At 29.0% G+C, this 17632-nt stretch carries 19 protein-coding genes; all 19 read right to left on the bottom strand.

All coding sequences use genetic code 11. The annotated features are described in order from the left end of the window. Positions 1–52: 52 nt before the first annotated feature. The gene (locus C7U54_RS04735) at positions 53–1252 is read right to left on the bottom strand and encodes an acetate/propionate family kinase (protein ID WP_107029463.1); all 1200 of its coding nucleotides are present in this window, start codon (positions 1250–1252) and stop codon (positions 53–55) included. A 150-nt stretch (positions 1253–1402) separates the two neighbouring features. Beyond that, positions 1403–1615 (bottom strand): alpha/beta-type small acid-soluble spore protein, encoded by a 213-nt coding sequence (locus C7U54_RS04740; RefSeq protein WP_022001496.1) that lies wholly within the window; start codon positions 1613–1615, stop codon positions 1403–1405. Between the two features lie 59 nt (positions 1616–1674). Continuing rightward, positions 1675–2871, bottom strand: coding sequence for a tRNA uracil 4-sulfurtransferase ThiI (thiI, locus tag C7U54_RS04745; RefSeq protein WP_107029464.1), 1197 nt, complete (start codon positions 2869–2871; stop codon positions 1675–1677). 3 nt (positions 2872–2874) lie between these two features. Beyond that, positions 2875–4008 (bottom strand): cysteine desulfurase family protein, encoded by a 1134-nt coding sequence (locus tag C7U54_RS04750; RefSeq protein WP_022001494.1) that lies wholly within the window; start codon positions 4006–4008, stop codon positions 2875–2877. A gap of 63 nt (positions 4009–4071) precedes the next feature. Next, positions 4072–5814 carry a septation ring formation regulator EzrA gene (locus C7U54_RS04755; RefSeq protein ID WP_107029465.1) on the bottom strand — a complete coding sequence of 581 codons (1743 nt, stop codon included), beginning with the start codon at positions 5812–5814 and terminating at the stop codon, positions 4072–4074. Positions 5815–5881: 67 nt separating this feature from the next. Next, on the bottom strand, positions 5882–6715 hold the full coding sequence (locus C7U54_RS04760) for a DMT family transporter (RefSeq protein WP_022001492.1): 834 nt from the start codon (positions 6713–6715) through the stop codon (positions 5882–5884). Between the two features lie 40 nt (positions 6716–6755). Continuing rightward, entirely contained in the window at positions 6756–7664 is a 909-nt protein-coding gene (gene ribF, locus C7U54_RS04765; protein ID WP_227351761.1) for a riboflavin biosynthesis protein RibF, read from the bottom strand. After that, positions 7664–8506, bottom strand: a complete 843-nt coding sequence (truB, locus tag C7U54_RS04770) for a tRNA pseudouridine(55) synthase TruB (protein ID WP_022001490.1) — start codon at positions 8504–8506, stop codon at positions 7664–7666. The genes ribF and truB overlap by 1 nt, the downstream gene beginning before the upstream one ends. 64 nt (positions 8507–8570) lie before the next feature. After that, positions 8571–9410: a metal ABC transporter permease gene (locus tag C7U54_RS04775; RefSeq protein ID WP_022001489.1), complete on the bottom strand. Its 840-nt coding sequence runs from the start codon at positions 9408–9410 to the stop codon at positions 8571–8573. Next, positions 9403–10092, bottom strand: coding sequence for a metal ABC transporter ATP-binding protein (locus C7U54_RS04780; protein ID WP_107029467.1), 690 nt, complete (start codon positions 10090–10092; stop codon positions 9403–9405). Before C7U54_RS04780 ends, C7U54_RS04775 begins: the two co-directional genes overlap by 8 nt. Before the next feature lie 14 nt (positions 10093–10106). Continuing rightward, positions 10107–11063, bottom strand: coding sequence for a metal ABC transporter substrate-binding protein (locus C7U54_RS04785; protein ID WP_206603590.1), 957 nt, complete (start codon positions 11061–11063; stop codon positions 10107–10109). Then, positions 11060–11473 carry a Fur family transcriptional regulator gene (locus C7U54_RS04790; protein WP_107029469.1) on the bottom strand — a complete coding sequence of 138 codons (414 nt, stop codon included), beginning with the start codon at positions 11471–11473 and terminating at the stop codon, positions 11060–11062. Before C7U54_RS04790 ends, C7U54_RS04785 begins: the two co-directional genes overlap by 4 nt. Positions 11474–11590: 117 nt before the next feature. After that, positions 11591–13078, bottom strand: a complete 1488-nt coding sequence (locus C7U54_RS04795) for a L,D-transpeptidase family protein (RefSeq protein WP_107029470.1) — start codon at positions 13076–13078, stop codon at positions 11591–11593. A 79-nt stretch (positions 13079–13157) separates the two neighbouring features. Continuing rightward, positions 13158–14093: a carbohydrate kinase family protein gene (locus C7U54_RS04800; RefSeq protein ID WP_107029471.1), complete on the bottom strand. Its 936-nt coding sequence runs from the start codon at positions 14091–14093 to the stop codon at positions 13158–13160. 76 nt (positions 14094–14169) lie between these two features. Continuing rightward, complete coding sequence (locus C7U54_RS04805; protein WP_107029472.1) at positions 14170–15159, bottom strand: aldo/keto reductase; 990 nt, start codon at positions 15157–15159, stop codon at positions 14170–14172. A gap of 8 nt (positions 15160–15167) precedes the next feature. Next, positions 15168–15743 carry a histidine phosphatase family protein gene (locus C7U54_RS04810; protein ID WP_032090124.1) on the bottom strand — a complete coding sequence of 192 codons (576 nt, stop codon included), beginning with the start codon at positions 15741–15743 and terminating at the stop codon, positions 15168–15170. A gap of 91 nt (positions 15744–15834) precedes the next feature. Then, the gene (locus C7U54_RS04815) at positions 15835–16413 is read right to left on the bottom strand and encodes a TetR/AcrR family transcriptional regulator C-terminal domain-containing protein (protein ID WP_107029473.1); all 579 of its coding nucleotides are present in this window, start codon (positions 16411–16413) and stop codon (positions 15835–15837) included. A gap of 71 nt (positions 16414–16484) precedes the next feature. After that, positions 16485–17336: an MATE family efflux transporter gene (locus tag C7U54_RS04820; protein ID WP_241522567.1), complete on the bottom strand. Its 852-nt coding sequence runs from the start codon at positions 17334–17336 to the stop codon at positions 16485–16487. Then, the gene (locus tag C7U54_RS15105) at positions 17318–17578 is read right to left on the bottom strand and encodes an MATE family efflux transporter (protein ID WP_233545097.1); all 261 of its coding nucleotides are present in this window, start codon (positions 17576–17578) and stop codon (positions 17318–17320) included. The genes C7U54_RS04820 and C7U54_RS15105 overlap by 19 nt, the downstream gene beginning before the upstream one ends. Between the last annotated feature and the right edge of the window lie 54 nt (positions 17579–17632).

A 17632-nucleotide genomic window follows, 5' to 3' on the forward strand; every position in this document is an offset into this window, starting at 1 on the left:
CCTATTTTATAATAACATACCTTAGACAAAGAAAAAACCTGTTTGCACAGGTTTATAAATCTAACAAACGAACTGTATCTCTTGCAATCATGACTTCTTCATTTGTTGGAATGACCATCACTTTAATTTGAGAATACTGGTGTGAAATCACACGATTTTCATCACTTCTAATGCTGTTGAGCTCTTCATCTAAGAAAACACCAAATGCTCTTGAGACATTGTCAATAATTAAACGTCTTAAATAAGCAGCGTTTTCACCAACTCCCGCTGTAAAGCAAATAGCGTCACAACCACCTAATTCAGCGTAATATTGTCCAATATATTTTGAAACAATACGTGCATATAATAAACCAGTTAATAAAGCACGTTCATTTCCTTCGTTAAATAAGGCATTTTCAATATCTCTAGAATCAGAAGAAATGCCTGAAATTCCTAACATTCCAGATTTTTTATTATAGATTTCTAAAACTTCATCTGCTGTTTTATTTAATTTTTTACATAAATAAGGCATAACTGAAGGATCAACATCTCCAGAACGTGTTCCCATCATTACACCTGCAAGTGGTGTAAATCCCATAGATGTATCAATACATTTACCATCTTGAACAGCTGAAATACTTGCTCCATTTCCTAAATGACAAACGATAATTCTTGATTCTTTAGGATTTCCTAACATTTCAATAGCTTGTTGAGAAACATATTTATGACTTGTCCCATGTGCTCCATATTTTCTTACTTTTAAATCTGTATAATATTCAAGTGGTAAAGGATATAAATATCTTTCTTTATCTAATGTTTGATGGAATGCCGTATCAAAAACAAAAACATGTCCTACATGATCAGGTAAAGCTTCTTTAAATGCTTTATAACCAATGATATTTGCTGGATTATGTAAAGGAGCTAACTCTGATAAATCTGCAACTTTTTTTACTGCTTCTTCGTCAACGACTACAGAATCATCAAAATCTTCTCCTCCATGTACAACACGATGTCCCACTGCATCTATTTCTTCTAAACTTTCAACAATATGATGATCAACAAGAGCATTTAATAATAAGTCAACTGCCACTTGATGATCAGGAATTGGTGTTTGTGTTTGTATTTTTTCTCCATTTACTTTAATTACAAAATTCCCAACTTCTTGTCCAATTCTTTCAACTAATCCCGAAGTGATAACTTCTTCACTTGGCATATTGATCAATTGGAATTTTAAAGAGGAACTTCCTGCGTTTACCGCCATTACTTTTACCATAATTTACCTCCTAGCAATATAATTATATTGTACATAATTTAGTACACAAAAACAATATTTCTAAGTGAAATTATCAAAAAAATGTAAGCTCTTTCAACACTTATAAAAAAAGAATAGTCCTCTTTTATTAAGAAAACTATTCTCATATTACTATTTGTTATTATATGAAGAACGAGACATTTGTTCTTGTCCCATTTTAACTAATCTTTTAGTAATTTCTCCACCAACAGAGCCATTCGCTCTAGCAGTTGTATCAGGACCTAAATTAACACCAAATTCATTTGCAATTTCATATTTCATTTGGTCGATCGCATTTTGAGCTCCTGGTACAACTAATCTATTGCTATTATTACTTTGTGCCATGTTGTGTCACCTCCTGACACTTTTATTTTGCATCAGGAATAAAAAACTATACGCCTTTTTTAAAAAATCTCTTCATCATTTTTATAGTTTGCATCAACAACAATTGTTTCAACATTTTCTACACATTCATTAACATATGTTTCATAATCAAAAGTTGCTTCAAAAGCTTCAGCCTTATAACTTTTTGGTTTTGTAGCAGGTGCTTTAGGTGTGAAAATTGTACAACAATCCTCATGTGGTCTAATAGAAATATCATAAGTATCTATTTTTTGAGCAATATCAATAATTTCTAATTTATCAAGACATAACACAGGTCTTAATACCGGAATTGAAATAACTTGATTGATTACATTCATACTATCTAATGTTTGTGAAGCCACTTGTCCAATACTTTCACCGTTAACAAGTGCTAAACAATGATTTTTTATAGCAAGTTTTTCTCCAATACGATACATCATTCTACGCATAACTGTCATGGCATAACTTTCATCACAATGATCATAAACTGCAAGTTGTAATTTTGTAAAATTAACAACATGAACTGTAATCTGACCATGTGTATAATGTCTTAATTTATCTACTAAATCAAAAACTTTTTCTCTAGCAAATTCATTTGTGTATGGTGGCGCTGCAAAGTGAACACATTCAATATCGACACCACGTTTTAAAGTTAAATATCCTGCTACAGGAGAATCAATTCCACCCGATAACATTAACAATGCCTTTCCACCAATACCAACAGGATATCCACCTGCACCTTTAATAACATTTGTCATAACGTAAATAGCGTCATGTCTAATCTCAACTGTAACCAACATTTCTGGATGATGAACATCTACTTTTAACTGTCTATCTACATGATGAAAAACATGTCCTGCAATTTCTCTATTAATGTCTTGTGACTTTTTAGGAAATGTTTTATCACTACGTTTTGTGTTGATTTTAAATGTTGTTTTTGTATCTTCGTTGATCATTTTAGCAATTGCATCTTTAACAACATCTAGATCTTTTTCAAATTTATAGGCATTTGAAAAAGAATGAATACCAAAAACTGTTTTTAATTTTTCATTGACTAACAAATGATTTGCACCATTTAGATAAATGTATAAACGATCATATTGTAATTGATATTGTAATTGTGGAAATTCAAAAAGAATTTCTTTTGCGTTTTTTAATAATTTTTGTGTAAATAATTTTCTATTTTTACCTTTTGTTGTAAGTTCTCCAAAACGAACGACAATATAATTTGCTTCCATATCTTACCTCTGTTTTTTTATTGAATCTAATACTTCTTTCAAACAATAAATAAATTTATCAATTTCTTCTTCTTTTGTCAAATCACTTATACTTACTCTCAAAGCACTTTTTGCAACTTCATCAGGCAAATGCAATTGTTGCATCACCCTAGAAACATCACTTGTTTTAGAACTACACGCACTTCTTGTAGAAATAAGAATATCTTTTTCCTCCAAAGCATGCAAAATAACTTCTGGTTTATAACCAATACATGAAAAATTAACAATATGACTTGACACTTTACCTCCAGTGTTAATAATAACATCTGGAATTGTCTGTAATTCTTTTATTAAATATTTATTTAATTTCGAAACATATTTTTCTTTTTGATCAAAATTTTCTAATGCTAATCTTAAAGTTTTAGCAAGAACAATATACGTGCAAGCATTACTAGTTCCTCCACGTAAACCAAACTCTTGCTGTCCTCCATTAATAAGTGGTACTAAAGTAGTAGATTTTCTTTTAAAAAGCAATCCGCTCCCCTTTAAACCATTTATTTTATGTGCAGAAAACGATGCACAGTCGATACCTTTTAAATCTATCTTTATCTTACCTAAAGCTTGCACCATATCAACATGGAACTTAACAAGCGGATGATCTTTGAGTACATTTTTTATTTCCTCAATGGGTTGAATAGATCCAACTTCATTATTAATACACATGACACTCACTAAAATCGTATCATTTCGAATACTTTTCTTTAAATCATCAATATGAATATGTCCCGTATGATCAACAGGTAAATAAGTTACTTCAAATCCAAATACTTCTTCTAATTCTTTACATGTTTCATACACTGAAGAATGTTCTATCGAAGTTGTGATAATATGTTTCCCTCTATTTTGATATTGAAAAGCAATTCCTTTAATAGCCATATTGTTTGCTTCACTTCCACAACTTGTAAAAATCATTTCTTCTTCATCAACATCTAACATTTTAGCAAGTAAACCTCTCGATTTTTCTAATAAGCGATTCACTTCAATTCCTTGACTATAAATACTATCAGCATTATAAAAATATTTTTCTAACAATTGTGTATATGTTTTTAAAACATCCTTATTATAAGGTGTGGTCGCAGCATAATCTAGATATACCATATTTCCCTCCATATTTTATTTTTATTCAATTTTCGATAACATATGACCCTCATGAAAAAAGTCCTATTCAGCCTTAGGACTTTTTTTATTAACCAACATTTCATAAGAATCTGGTTTTATTTTTTCAATAATATCAACAGCTGTGGATAATGCTTTTGTATATTCCCCATTTCTATAAAGTAATTCCGCTTTTGTAAGCTCTGTATTAACTTCTAAAAATGAAGAACGATATCTATTTCCAAAAACAATTGCATCCTCTACCATTTCAGCAGTAACAATCAAATTATGCACATTATCATACAATTTATAAATAACATCTCTTGCAGCATCTACTTGAAGTGACAAACTCTTTAAATCAATTGGTCTTTTTCTAATAAAATTTAAGATGGAATCTGCTTTTTGATAAGAGTCATCAATATAATCTTGATAAGATTCACTAATCATTGGTAAATGTTTATTTCTAATTTCAGATTTAATTTCTAATAAAACAATATTAATATTATCTAACTCATCCAAAGCTCTCTTTTCTTGAATACGTAATGTTTCTGCTAATTCAATATGTTTAATCAAAGAATCATTATATGGTTTACTTTGTTCAACAATTCTTGAAAAATCATCAATCATTTCTATATAAGAAAAATCTTTAGTTTCAATAATCTTTGTAATTTCCGCTAAATCATCAACAATTGATTGAAATTGATTATAATCATCTTCTATTGTAATCGTATAATCACCTAAAATATAGTTTTTTTCTAACTCATGAATACTTTCTTTAGCCTCTAAAAGTCCGCTTTCTATCTTATTAACGAATTTATAACATTCATTTCGTTTTTCTTCGTAGAGTGCATATGCATTTTTTTCTTTTTCAAAATCAGAATACAATAGATTTAACTCATCCGTCATGACTTCTATATTTTGTCCAACGTTTTCCACTTTTAAATTCTTTATATTTTTTTCTGTCTCGTGTAAATCATTATCAATTTTAGAAATACGGATCGAAGCATTCATTCTTTCAACAGCAAAATCTTTTTCTTGCATATCTTGCATAATTGACTTTAGTTCATTTAAGCGTTTTGGTAAATATTGACGAACAACAGAAATATATGTAGGTAAATCACTTAACTGTTGATCCAAAGCATCGATATATTTTGAAATATCTTCTGTATATGTCTTAGCTTCTTCAAATTGTTGATTATTCATATAATTTTCTAATTCAACAAAGCGTTCATCAATATCATGAAATACATCTTGTACTTTAGGAACGTAGTCTTCAACTTTAAAACGAATCTGTGCATAGTTATCATTTGTAGCACGATATTTTTCTTTAACTTTGATAATTTCTAATCTTTGAATATTTTCAATTTCTGTAATAACTTCTATATCTTTTAAAAGTTGTTTTGATTCCTTTGCATAATGAATCACTTTTTCCTCTAAAGAGTTCATCTTTTTTTGAACACCTCGTAATTTTCGATAATAAAGTGCTTCATCAATATCATTAACAAGCGGAATGATTTCATCATTTTGAAGATCTGTTAGTTCAGCAAATTTTGCATCATAAGTTTCATATTTTTCTTGCAATTCTGGCATATTTTTAGCAATTCCTTTTACCCTTCCTAGTCGATATTGAATAGGTAAGGATTTAATTGCATTCATTTTATTTTCTAAATCAACGATTTCATTACGATAATGTTTTAATTTTAACAAGCGATATGTCAAAATAACCAATATCAAAACTAAAATACTTACCGAAATAATAATAATTGTTTTCATTCCTAATACATTTATAATTTCATTCAAATATTTCATGTTAACAACCTCTTTTAATCACATTTCTACATATAAGTATATCATGAAGTCATATACTTGTCTAAATCTAATTTTCTTTCTTTGAGATAAAATAAAACGAAGCTGTAAAAATCACTATAAATCCAATTAAAACAAAAAAATCAAATTTTTCTTTTAATAAAATCAAAGAGAAAAAATAGGTAAAAGCAGGACTAAATGCCATAAAAAAACTTGTTTTTAAAGGACCTATTGAATGAATTGATAAAAAATAAACACATTGAATATAGGCATATCCAATTCCAGAAGTTAAAATAAATAACCATAAAGAAAAAGTGTTTACTGTTTTAAATAAATCATTCTTTTGAAACAACAAAATAACAATAAATTCAAAAAAAGCTATTAATAACATATATAAGTTATAAATGAATGGATTATGTGTAATATCTTTTAATCGATAATTACCAAAATTGTAAATAAACAATGCCGTTATTAAAAAAAAGATTCCCTTTCCTATATTAAAAAGTCGAAAATGAATGGCTATTAAAAACCCTAAAAAACTCATCATGAATGAGATCAGAATTTTCCAATTCCATTTGCACAAAGAAACAGATACAATAAACATCATAACTGGTGCTAAACAATTAATCGTTGCTGTCATCGTCCCTTCTACATATTGCATACCATAATATGTCAACAAAAAATTAATAACATTAATTAAATTTGTTTGCACTATTAATTTTTTTATAGATACTTTTTCAAAAGAAATTTTTTTATAATAAATATAAAACAGCAGCGCTAATACAGAAAAAAGTATCTTTAGCATTGCTAAAAAAAGAGGATGAAAAGAATCATAATTTAATTTTGTAACAATCACATTTAATCCCCATATTAAATTTGCTAGAAATAAATGAATATAAAGCAATTTTCTTCACCTCTTATATTTTAGACAAAAGAAAAACATATTAATCCAAAAATTGATCAATATGTTTTTTATCTTTTTGTAATTGTTCTTTTAAATGATTTAAAGATTTAAATTTCTTTTCATCTCTTACCCTAAACACAAAATCCACATCCACATCTTTACCATAAATATCTTGATCAAAATCAAAAATATTGACTTCTAAAGATAAGTTATCAATAAGCCCTACTGTAGGATTATAACCAATATTAGCCATTCCTTTATATTGCTTTCCTTTAATAGTTATATAGACCCCATAAACACCTTTTTTTAAAACAACATAGTGTCCATAATCAATATTGGCCGTAGGAAAACCAATCTTTCTCCCATTTTGCAAACCATAAATAACCTGTCCAGAGACACGATAAAATCGTGTCAATAAATGATTTGCTTTTTCAATATTTCCTTCATTTAACAACTTTTTTATGTACGATGAAGATACTTTTAATGCATCCTCACTGTACTCTTCTATGACAGTGACATCAAATGATTTATTTTCTTGTAAAACATGTACATCACCCATTCCTTTTTTTCCAAAATGAAAATCAAAACCACATACAACATGTTTTATTTGATGATTTATAATATAATTTTGTAAAAAAGTATTGGGTTTTAAATTTGCAACAGTTTGATCAAAATCAATAATATAAAAATAGTCAAATTGCCATTGTTTTAAAATATTTATTTTTTCAGATAATGACATCAAATAATGATAATCATTATTTTCTAAAATTTGTTTAGGATGTACAGAAAATGTCATTATCGCTTTTTTTAGTCCCTTTTCTTTAGCAATATGTTCAACCTCTTTTAAAAGTTGTTGATGTCCTAAATGAACACCATCAAAAAAGCCTAGTGCACAAACAGAATCATGAACTTGCATGGGAGTATCAACTGACAAATGAATGATTTCCATCACCATAGACCTCTAACATTTTTCAAATAGCCTTGTCCCGTACTTTCGTAAATAGCTAATAAATGATTTTGATTATCATAAATCGCTACTTGGCCAGTCAAATCACTTTTAATTTGTTTACCATGATAAACTGGCGTTGGATCATCTAATTTTAATTGAGGAAAGCCACACAAAGCGTCATCTATTGAATGTAAAGAATAATCATCATTTTCTAACTGTTCTAAAGTAATACAATCAGTAATTAAAAAGCGCCCTGCCTGTCTTCTTTCTAGATGAGACATATGTCCTGGATACCCTAGTTTTTTAGCAATATCAACACATAAAGAACGAATATAGGTTCCTTTAGAACATTTAACATCGAAAACAATCTCATTATTTGAAAAATCAATTAATTCAATCATCATAATCTCTATATCACGTTCTTTAATTTCTACTTCTTCACCATTTCTTGCATACTCATAAAGCTTTTTACCATTTACTTTAATTGCTGAATAAATTGGCGGTTTTTGCTTAGATTTTCCTAAAAATGAATTTAAAACATCAATAACTTGTGCTTTTGATATTTGTCCAACTTCTTTTTCTTCTAATATTTTTCCACTGGCATCATATGTATCTGTACTTTTCCCTAGCGATAAAGTTGCCCTGTATACTTTTGTATCACTCATCAAAAATTGAATTGCTTTTGTTGCTTTATTGACACATACAACAAGTACACCCGTTGCATCAGGATCTAATGTTCCACAATGTCCTACTTTTTTTGTATGTAATTTTTTTCTTACTATTCCTACAATATCATGGCTTGTATAGCCTGCAGGTTTATTTATTAATAATATTCCATCCATTTATAATCACCTCATATATTTTAACAAAATCCTTTCTTTTTGAAAAGAAAGGATTTTCAATCACTTATTTAAATATTGAAATTATCCAATTAATAATAAAGATCATAATATTAATAAAAACAACAGTTGCTCCAACAGGAGTTGAAAACAATATTGATAATATAATTCCTACAAATGCTCCAATAACTGATAAAATTGCAGAATAAATAACGACTCCTTTAAAACTATTCATTATTTTCATTGCTGACAAAGCTGGAAAAATAAGTAAAGCTGTAATTAATAATGAACCTACTAAATTCATCGCAAGAACAACAATAACGGCTGTTAAAACAGCAATAATCAAATTATATAATTCTACTTTTTTACCCGTTGCTTTCATAAATTCTTCATCAAAAGTAACTGCAAAGATTCGATTATAAAATAAAACATAAAACAACACAACAAGCAATGACATAACAATACAAACGATTACTTCAAAATGTGTCAAAGTTAAAATTGTTGTTGACCCAAAAAGCGTTGAACAAACATCTCCAGAAACATTAGCTGAAGTTGAAAAAATGTTCATTACTAAATAACCGATAGCTAAAGCCCCTACAGATAGCATAGCAATAGCCGAATCTCCTTTTATTTTAGTATTTTGCCCCGTCCTTAAAAGAAAAATAGCTGCAATAACTGTAACAATCATGATAAATAAAGTTTGTGATGTAAACTGTAAAACCGTCGCCACAGCCATTGCCCCAAAGGCAACATGTGAAAGACCATCCCCAATAAATGAAAAACGTTTTAAAACAAGTGTTACTCCTAATAATGAAGAACATAAAGCAATTAAAACTCCAACAATTAAAGCATACTGTACAAAAGGATAAGAAAAATAATATTGTAATGTTGCAATAAAATTAGTCATTATAAATCTCCTTTCCATACCTTTCAATAAACATTTCTTTTTCCATAAAAATGGGGACTTTTTTCTTTAAATATAAAACATGCGTTGCATATTTTAATACAGATAAGTCATGAGAAACCATGACAATAGTCATTCCTTGTTCATTTAATGATTTTAATAAGCCATAAAATTCTTGTGTAACCTGAGGATCCAAACCAGTTACTGGTTCATCTAATAATAGAATTTTATCTGAAGCACATAAAGCTCTTGCTAATAAAACACGTTGTTGTTGTCCACCAGATAACTGGCGATAACTTTTATTTTGTAAATGCGTAATTCCCAATTTTTCCATTTCTTGTTTTGCATGGTTTTTTTCTTTTTTTGTATAAAAAGGGCGATATTTTAATTGTGACAACATACCTGATAAAACAACTTCATAGACAGTTGCTGGAAAATCTTTTTGAACAACTGTTTGTTGAGGAAGATACCCTATTTCTGATTTTTTTAAATTTTCAGAAAATAAAATCTTACCTGCTTTTTTTTCTTTTAAATCTAAAATTGTCTTGATCAAGGTACTTTTCCCTGCCCCATTTTCTCCTATAATACATAAATAGTCATTTTTATTAATTTCAAAATTTATATTTGAACAAACAATTTCACTATCATATCCCAATGATAAATCTTCTATCTTTATATATGACATAATATCTCCTTATTTTATAATGCCTTTTTAAGGACTTTTAAATTATATTTCATTGCCTTTAAATAACTATAACCATCCTTGATTTTCTGATCATCAACTGACTGTAAAGAATCTAAATACATAATTTTTTGATTTTTCTTTTGTGTATTATCTTTAACTGTTTGTGCAATTTTTAAATTTGTTTGATCAATAACAAAAATACTTTTTAAATCCAATTGATCTATTTTATTTGCTAGAAAAGTAATCGTATAAAAACTTGCTTCGATATCTGCAGAACATCCAGGAAAAGCCGCATAATAATTAAGATCATAATCATCCAGTAAATATCTAAATGGAAAACGATCTGCAAAAAGTAATGTTTTAGTAGTGGCATTTTCTACCACTTGTTCATATTGATGATTTAAATCATCAATATCATTTAAATAGCGTATCGTATTTTCTTCATATGTTTTTTTGTGGACATCATCTAATTTTTGTACTTCATTTGATAGATAGCGAACCACTTCATGTGCATTAATAAGTGAAAGCCAAACATGTTCATCATATTCACTTTCATCTTCATTTTCGTCGTGATCTTCTTTCATTCCTTCCACATGTTCTTCTTCCTTGATTCTCTCTTTTAAAACATCCATCATATCAACAACTAACATATTTTTATTTTTTGCTTCTTTTAACGCATCACTTACCCATTGTTCGGATTCTCCACCAACATATACAAATAAGTCAGCAGATGATACCTTTGCTAAATCTTTAATTGTTGGCTGATAACTATGTAAATCAGCTCCATCTTTAATAAGTAAAGTAAGTTCAAATGTTGAATTATTCTTCCCAATAATTTCTTGTAACCAATTATATTGGGCATACGTTGTACAAACAATACTTTTTTTATCTGTTTCTTTATCTAAAGGTAAACATCCCATCAGCAAAAAACAGCATAATAACATAAATGTGTATTTTAATAATTTGTTCATTTTAACTCCTTTTTCATCATACATGTTTTGCATAAACCACCAATAGTAGAAATATCACAGTCTAAAAAGAATTTATAATCTTTTTCTAGCATTGTGATGATAGAATCCATCGATTCTTTTTTTATATGAATAATTTTTCCACATTCTTTACATTGTAAATGAAGATGTTCATGACATTGACTAAACTGTTGATTGAGACGATACATCCAAACATCATTATTCCCCGATTTATATTTAATTAATTGTCCTGCATCAACAAACTGTTCTAAATTCCTATAAACAGTTGAGATATTTACTTTCATTTCATTTGCTACGATATAATCGTAAACATCATGTGCTCGAAAGCATTTATCACAACACGTTTTCAAGTAATTTTCAATCAATTGAAAAGTTTTCGTTTTATAACGCATATTACCACCTCTTATTTGCAATTCATTTGCATTTTCCTAGATTCTAGCATTCCTCTTTTATTATGTCAATAAATATGCAATTCATTTGCAAATTAAAAAACCATCTTTCGATGGTTTCTAATCATGTATAAATACCATGTCTCTCATAGAAACAAGATTGTAAATATTTTTAACATCTTCTAATTGTAAATTAATACATCCATGAGAACCTCTTGTTTTATATAATTCAGGCGACCATTTATCCCAATCACTTCGATTCATATAATGATATCCTGTTCCAGTCCATGTAATACGAACCCAATATTTAGTTGGTGTTGTATAATCCGCACCTGTTAAAGTATATTCGAGTTTTTTATCTTTTATATACCAGCATCCTGTTTTAGTAGAACGTGTTACATCACTTGGAAGTCCTGTTACACATTTTGCACTATAAACAACTTGTCCATTTTGGAAGACATAAACCATTTGCTCTGAAATATCCACTTCGGTATATGTTTGAGTATTATAATCTTCTGTTGGATTTTCAAAGTTCATTTTGTAAGCTTTATTTTTATAAATAGGTTCTAACTTCTTAAGTAGTTTTTTCTTGTTTGTATTACTTTTATTTTTTACATATGCATCTACATCACTTTGCGTATTATTTTCTGTCAACGCTTTATAAACTTGATCAACAGTTTGACTATAATCAATTTGCCATCCATAATCTCCACCAGATACTTCTAATACTTCACCAGTATGTGACTTGAATTTTCTTGTTTTTCCTACTGTTTTGTATTTCAAACAGAATTTTTCAACCCATTGCGCCATTTTTTCTTGATCAATTGAAACAGAAGCATCATCACCAATAACTATCCAATCTTTAATTTCTTTAGGGGAAATTATTTCATAGTGTTTTTCACCCATATCAAAACAAACCCAACGACATAAATAATTATTATACTGGCTTAGCTCATTTAGTACCTCTTTATCAGTTTGTACATATTTTGGTTTTAAATAAACATTTGCCTTATCTAAATTGACTCTTGTCTTTAATTGTTGAATAGACTTTTCAACATAACTATAAAACTTATCTTGATCTAATTGATTTCCTTGTTTTTCTTTAATAACTTTACCACTTTTAGCAGTCTTATCATATTCCACATGTGCATCTACTGGTGCTGTAATTTTATAATTATCTCCTGTTATTAAAAATGATTGAGAAAGATTATTTTTAAAGGCCTCTTTATTATAAGAAACATCAAAATTTACATCAAAATCTTCACCTGAAATTATTTTATAAAACGAAAATAATCCATGTGTCTTTTTAAAGCAATCTTCTACTTGTTTTTCATAATTAGCATTCAAATTAATATCCGCGCCTCTTAATTCATATTTTGCATTATTTCTGCCTTTAATAACAAGAACATGATTTTTCAAATCCGTTTGAACAGCATTTTTAGCTTCTGACAAAGTCATATTTGAAACATCTATTCCACCTATTGAGGTATTTGGATAAAATTTATCATTATACAAAATAATAATGATAAAAAGAAGCATGATAATGGCTATAAGGAGACTCAAACATATTTTAGCTTGTTTTGTTATTTTTATTTTCTTTAAATCCATAAAATTCACCTACTTGCACATATTCTATAACTTTATTTATAGACTGTCAAAAAAAATATCCTAATCCTCTAGGATATTTTTAACAATCAGATACATCCATATCCAATCCCAATTCACGTGGTAAAAAACGTGGACATACATTTTCTGATGATGTAATAACAGAAGCTGCTAATTTTGTTCCAATTTCAACTGCATCAGAAAGTTCTTTTCCATAAGTAAGTCCTATTGTTAACCCTGCACAAAAAGCATCACCAGCACCTGTTGTATCTCTAACAGTTACTTTTTTAGCAAGACAGATTCCTTTATTTCCTAAATGGTCGGCATAAATACTTCCTTTGCTTCCCATTGTAACAACCATTGATTTAATAGCTCCTGCAGAAACTTTTTGATAAATGATTTCACATAAATCTTTTGGACTTTTTTTACTATAATTTTCAGCAAAAAAAATGCCTGCCTCTAATTCATTGCATACCAAACAATCAAATTGTTGTAATAAGTCTCTTCTTTCAACTGCAAGTGTCATATTCGAAATAACACCAAATACTTTTTTGTTATATTTTTTTGAATAATCTAAAACAGTTTTTATAATTTCAGGATCAATATCAGCTTCTAAAACAATTGAATCACAACCTTTGAATATTTCATCGCCCTTTTCATTAATTAAATCCAAAATTGGCATTAAATTTGGACGTTGAGAAATAGAACCTGCCAAATCACCATCATTATCAAATACAGCTAGCCATGTTCCCATTCCTTCAGGAATTTTTTGAACATATTCTGTATTAACTTTATGTCTTTGTAATTTACGAATAACATCTTCTCCCAAAGCACTATCATCAACAATTGATAAAAATGTTGGACGTAATTCAATGTTTGCTATATCTTCTACCACATTTCTACTTACACCGCCATGAATATATTTAATATGTCCTGCATTTCTTCCAGTTGGAATATATGCATCTAGTGGAAATCCTTTAATATCTACAAAAACTGCTCCAATTACTACAATACCCATATTATCTACTCTCTTTCTTGTTCATCTTTTATAATATAACAAAAAATAAAAAACAAGAAAAGAATCTTTCTTGTTTTTATTGATTATTTTCTTTCATGACACCCACTAATGGATGTGGTTTATAACATTCTTCTAAATATTTTATTTCCTCAACTGTTAATTTTAAATCACAAGCCTTACAAGCCGTATCAATATGACTAAGTTTTGTCGCACCAACAACTGGTGAAGTTACTTTAGACATTAACCATGCTAAAGAAATTTCTGACATCGAACAATTTCTTTTTTTAGCAAGTTCTTCAACTCTTTGAATGATGACAAGATCTTCTTTTTCGCTTTCATCATATTTACCTTTAGCATAGGTATCTTCTTTTAATCTTTTAGATGTTTCCCCTGGATGTCTTGAAAGTCTTCCCGAAGCAAGTGAACTATAAGGTGTCATAGAAACACCCATTAAATCACAATAAGGTTTCATTTCTCTTTCTTCTTCTCTAAAGATTAGATTGTAATGTCCTTGAATTGATTGGAAGGTTGCCCATCCATTGTTTTTAGCAATTTCATTAGCTCTAGCAATTTGCCAAGCAAAACAGTTAGAAACACCAATGGCTCTTACTTTTTTTGATTTAACAAGATCATTTAAGATTTCCATTGTTTCTTCAATAGGAGTTATATTATCCCAACGATGAAGAATATAAAGATCTACATAATCCATTTGTAATCTTTTTAAACTATTATTTAAGCATGTTTCAATATGTTCTCTTGCGCTAATACCTTGATTAATTTGTTCTTGGCTACGTGGCATAAATTTAGTCGCAATAACAACATCTTCTCTTTTTGAAAATTCTTTGATGGCACGTCCTAAATATTCTTCTGATGTTCCTCCTTGATATCCCATAGCAGTATCAAAAAAGTTGATTCCTTGATCAAGGGCATGCTTAATGATTTTTTTAGATTCTTCATAAGGAAGTGTCCAAGAATGCATTCCTGCTTGTGGATCACCAAATCCCATACATCCTAAACATACTTTTGAAACTTTAATATCTGTCTTACCTAAATTAACGTATTCCATATTTCCTCCTAGATTTGATGTCTAATCACATCTTTTAATGTAAATGTTCCATTATCAAATTCATAAATAAAAATACAACAATTTCCAAATCCTTTTTTTAATTCTTCCATTGGATCTTGAAAAGCTCTTAAAAAGTTAAAACAAGCCCCACTGTGACTCACGGCTAAAACACTATGATGGTCTTCTTTATTCATAATTTCTGTTAAAGTTTTTACCATACGATCTCTTGTCGTATTAGAGGATTCTCCTTTATATTGTAAATAGAATGTTTCACAATCTTTAGGTGTTAAATGAGAATTTAATCTTTCACTTTCTCCTTCTAACTCCCCATAATAATTTTCTTTTAAACCTTTAGTACGTACATAAGGCATATCTGTCACAAGTTCTAATGTATCACAACATCTTTCACTCGTACTTGAATAAGCATGATCAAAAGTAATATCGTGATCTTTAAACCATTTTCCCGCAACTTTCGCTTGTTTGATTCCTAATTCTGTAAGTGGCGAATCACACCACCCTTGAATCTTATGTTGTAAATTGAATAATGTTTGTCCATGTCGCATTAAATAAAGTGTCTTTTTCATACAATTCCCTTCTTTCACTTTTATTGTAACATGCTTATAAAAAAGAGTAATTTATAATTAAATTACTCTGTCAACAAATTGACAAAAAAGATTATTTGTCAATTTTATAAGGATTTGTTGTACAATCACTTCCTTGAAATAAATCATCCATTCCCAGTCCTCGCATTTGGGTAATCATTTTTGCCATTTCTTCCACAGGGACTTTCATATCAGATAGAATCCATGATAAAGTCATTGCACTTGAAGCATTCGCATGATAAATAGTGGCGAATCTTAACGCATCAGGCATTGGTTTTTCACCATAAAGTTGTTGATGCCATTTTAAATCAAAGTCTTCGCAATGTTTAGGAATATAATCTTTTAAACAATTTTGTCCTTCCATTAGACATGCTTGTTTTAAAAAGGTTTGATATTGTTTCATATGTTCAAAAGATTCTATAAGTGATTCATAAAAATTAAGATTTTGATTTTGTCCATTAAAATGATTAATAATTTTATGATTATAAATATATTGGATTAAATCATTTTTGTCTAAGAAATGATTATAAAATGTTTGTCTACTGACTCCTGTTGCTTCCAGAAGATTTTTAACTGTTATTTGAGATAAGTCTTTTTTGTGGCATAAATCTAACAAACCATTTGCAAGTATTTCTTTAATATCAATTGCCATAAAAATACTCCTTTCTTAGTTTGAAAACATTATATCATAAAATCCTCTTTTTAAATAACTTCAAATTTTGTTCAAGCATTTGATTTATAACGATAATAGAAAATAATCGCACGAATTGTCCAATCGCCGCACATTGCAAGAGCAATTCCAATAACACCTAAATGAAGTCCTAAAGCAAGAATAATAGATAAGACAAGTCTTCCACCCACTGTTGAAGCAATTGAAACAATCATCGTAAATTTGACATCTCCTGTAGCTCTTAATCCTTGAGATAATGGTCCAGAAAGTGGGAAGACAACGGTGTTGGCAATATTATGAATAATAACAAGAATAATAATTAAATGTTTTGTTTCATTCGCAAGATTATAGAATTGTAAGATAAATGGTGTCATCGCTAAAACAAGTACATTCCATACAATTGAAAAAGCAAGCGACCATTTAATAAGTTTAGAGAAATAGAATTTTGCTTGATCAACATCCTTTGCTCCCATACATTGTCCAATAACAGTAATAAAGACAGGCCCCATTGCTGAACCAATAAGTGCCGCTAATGACCAAATACTTTGTGCAACCCCGTTGGCTGCAATTTGATAGGTTCCAAACATCGCTACAATTGAGCTTAAAGCCACTTTTACAAGTTGGAAAATTCCATTTTCGACCCCATTAGGAATTGCTATATTTAAAATACGTTTGAGCATCTTTCCATCAAATCTAAAAATATCTTTTGAATCATAGTAAGCTTCCAATTTTTTATTAAAACATAAAACTGTGATAATGATTGCTGAAAAAACACGTGAAATAAGTGAAGGATACGCAACCCCTGCAACTCCTGCTTTTAAAACATAAACACCGATAATATTTCCCACAACATTGATAATATTTGCAGCAAATGAAATATACATTGTTACTTTGGTTTTGGCCATTGAACGATATAACGCTGCTCCTGCATTATATATTGACTAACAACGATTGCCCCACCTGAAGCAAGTGCTGTAAATAAATAGATAAAAATTGTATTGAATTGATTGACAAGTGATACTCCGGAAACTGCTGCTTCCCCACAACTACTTACGACAAAAGTATCGACAATTCCTACAAGCATAATCAGTAATTGTTCAAAAAACAAAGTAACGATCATGCTTCTTAATTCTTTATTAGAAAACATTTTTCATTTCTCCCCTTGTCTTCATTATAAAAAAAGAAGCATAAAATGTTAAAT

Source organism: Faecalibacillus intestinalis, assembly GCF_003024685.1.
Lineage (GTDB): Bacteria > Bacillota_I > Bacilli_A > Erysipelotrichales > Coprobacillaceae > Faecalibacillus > Faecalibacillus intestinalis.